Annotated in this window: 2 protein-coding genes; both read left to right on the forward strand. The window is 67.8% G+C overall.

The genetic code is table 11. The features are described 5' to 3' along the window. Positions 1–686 (forward strand): hypothetical protein (locus VMS96_08730; protein HVP43506.1); only part of this gene is annotated, 686 nt, incomplete at its 5' end. A gap of 97 nt (positions 687–783) precedes the next feature. Continuing rightward, positions 784–2,982 (forward strand): IS701 family transposase, encoded by a 2,199-nt coding sequence (locus tag VMS96_08735; protein ID HVP43507.1) that lies wholly within the window; start codon positions 784–786, stop codon positions 2,980–2,982. The last annotated feature ends 226 nt before the right edge of the window (positions 2,983–3,208 follow it).

Here is a 3,208-nt window from a genome sequence, read left to right on the forward strand (position 1 = left end):
TCGACGACGCGGAACTGGCCCGCGTGAACGGGCACTGTCTGCGCCTGCACCAGGTCCAGGATCTCGCCTCCCGCTACAGGTTCCTCCCGAGGGTCGAGGAGCAGATCGTCGGTGAGACGGTGGCCGCGCGCTTGGAACAGCTCTTCCTCGAACACGGCCCGCCGCTCGTGCTCAAGCGCGACAACGGCGGCACGCTCAACCAGGCGGCGGTCGATGTGGTCCTGGCCCGCTACTGGGTCATGCCGCTGAACTCGCCACGACAGTACCCGCCCTACAACGGCGGGATGGAACGCGCCATCCGGGAAGTCAAAGCGCCGCTCCGGCGGCAGCTTCATGACAGCGGCCCAACGCCCGCCGCGGAGGTGCAGCACTGGGCAGAGCGTCTCGCGTACGAGTTGAACCATCGCCCGCGCCGCGTCCTCCACGACCAAGTGGCCTGCCGAGTGTTTCAGGATGCCCGGCCTATTCTCCGAGCGTATACTCTGCGCAAGCGCCGGGAGGTGTTCGATGAGATCAACGCGCTGACGTGGACGTTACTGCGGGCGCAGGAGGTGTGCACCGAACCGGATGCCGAGAGCATCCGGCGTGTGGCAGTCGAAACCTGGCTACAGCAACACGGGGTGATCACCGTCACCCAGAACCACCGAGTGTTACCCCTTTTCCTCAAAAAAACTGCTCATAATTAGTACTACAGCGGATCTTTTCCTCTAGACAAATGAGATGGCTGCATGTAATGTAGCTGGCATTCGGGCGCGTGAGAGCGGGCGCCACCGCTTGCCGAGAGTGCACGTTGCGTTCGGGAGCCCGGGTGATCTGTCTCGTGTGGCGAGGATCGCACGCCGCATGTCGAACCCTCGTCGATCTGGCAGACGGTTACGGAGCATGCCCGACACCGCATCCCTCGACACTTCACCGATCCAGGGGGCGGTGCACACCGTGCCGCCCATCACGGTGGGCCCGGTGAGCCACTCGCTCCAGGAGCCGCTCTGGGATCGGCTGGTCCGCCGCTATCATTATCTGGGGTACCAGAAGCTCTTGGGCCATCGGCTCAAGTATTTCGCCCTCCTCCAGGGCCGGCCCGTGGCAGCCCTGTCCTTCAGCGCCCCCGCCCGCGTCCTGCGCGTGCGGGACCAGTGGATCGGCTGGTCCGCCGCGCAACGGACCGCCTATCTGGACCGGGTGGTCAACAACAGCCGGTTCCTCATCCTCCCCTGGGTCGCGGTGCAGAATCTCGCGTCGCACGTGCTCGCGCAAGCGCTGGCCCGGCTCCCCCAGGACTGGGCCCTGCGCTTCGGGACCCGCCCCTGGCTGGTGGAGACCTTCGTGGATCCGGCCAGGTTTGCCGGCACGTGCTACCGCGCCGCCAACTGGCAGCGCCTGGGCCCGACCTTCGGCAGCGGCAAGCAGGGCCGCGGCTACGTCTACCATGGCGCCGTCAAGGAGGTGTACGTCTATGCCCTAGACCCGCGCTTGCGCACCCGCATCGGCTGCCAGCAGCAGCCCGCCAGCCCCTCTCACCGTCCTCCACGGGCGCTCACCAAAATGGAGGACCTCCAGATGATTCTCCGGCATGCGGGCTGGTCGCCCACGCTGGTCCCGGGCGTCAGGCTGACCGAGGCCGAGGTGGCCCAGCTCGCCGACGCGCTCCGGCAGTTCCACGCCCAGTTCCAGGATGCCTATGGCCGGGTCGAGCACCGGCGCCTCGGCTACGCCTACCTGGCCGGCCTGTTGAGCACCACTGACGCCAAGTCCGTCGAGCCCATCGCGTTGCGGTTCCTGGATGAAGACGCCGTCCGCCCGCTCCAGCGCTTCCTGAAGGCCTACCGCTGGGACGACGCGGCGATGGCGGTCACGCACCAGGCCTTGCTGGCGGCAACGATCGCCGCCCCGGACGGCATGCTCACCGTCGACAGCTGCGAGTTCCCCAAGAAGGGCACTGAGTCCGTGGGGGTGGCCCGCCAGTACTGCGGCGCCCGGGGCAAGGTCGAGAACTGCCAGTCCGGGGTCTTCGTCGGCTACACCAGTGACCAAGGCTACGGCCTGGTGGCCAGCCAGCTCTACCTGCCGGCGAGCTGGTTTGCCGAGGATCACGCGGAGCGACGGCGCGACACCCGCGTCCCGCGCACCCTCACCTTCCAGACCAAGCCCCAGATCGCCCGGGCCCTGCTGGACCGGATCGTCCAGACCGGCCGCTTCCCGGCCGCCTGGGTCGGCTGCGATGCCACCTTCGGGTCCGACTGGGCCCTCCTGGACTGCCTGCCGGCGGGCACCGCCTACTTCGCCGGGATCCGGTCGGACACCTTGGTCTTCCGCAGCCAGCCGCGCGTCCAGGTGCCCCGCTACCGGGGGCACGGGCGCAAGCCCACGAAGCCGCGCGTTACCCGGGGGACGCCCGTGCCGGTCCGGACGCTCGCGACCGCCAACACGTGCCCCTGGACCTCGGTCGTGCTGGCGGAGGGGGCGAAGGGGCCGATCCACGCCGAGGTCGCCGCCCTCCGGGTCTACCCCTGTCGGGAGGGGCTGCCGACCCCCGCGCCGGTCTGGCTGTTCCTGCGCCGCACGGAGGACGGGCAGGTGAAGGCCGCCTTCTCGAACGCGCCGGCCGCCACGCCGCTCGCGACTCTGTGCCGCGCCGCCACCTTGCGCTGGCCGATCGAGCAGTGCTTCCAGGACGGGAAGAGCCAGGTCGGCATGGATGAGTACGAGCACCGCTCCTGGCCGGCCTGGCACCGGCACATGCTCTACGTCTTCCTGGCCCTGCACTTCCTGCTCCAGCTGCGGTTGCGGTTTAAAAAAAACGCCGGCCCTGACGCTCCCGCAAGCGCGCCTCCTCCTGGCGGCCGTGCTGCCGGGCAAGACCTTGACGCCCAAGCACGCGCTGGAACTGGTCCGTTACCATACGCGGCGGAACCACACGGCGTATCTCTCGCACCGGAAGAAGCGGCTGGCGCTGCTTCGGGAGCGTCGGTAAACGTGCGATGAAAAGATCCGCTGTAGTAATAGGTGGCCCTTCAAAACAGACGCCAGGGGAGCGTGCGGACCGGGCGATGAGGGTCGGGTCACGCCCGATCGCCTATGGATCACTCGCCGGTTAATTAGGGGCTGGTTAGGCAGGACGGACCCATAGCGGAATAGCGGATCACTTCACCAGCTGACTGCCGCATGAGGCGCTGGAGAATAGTCGTCATTTCAAGTGAATAGGCGGAGC

Source organism: Terriglobales bacterium (assembly GCA_035543055.1).
Taxonomy (GTDB): Bacteria; Acidobacteriota; Terriglobia; order Terriglobales; family Acidobacteriaceae; genus JAIQFD01.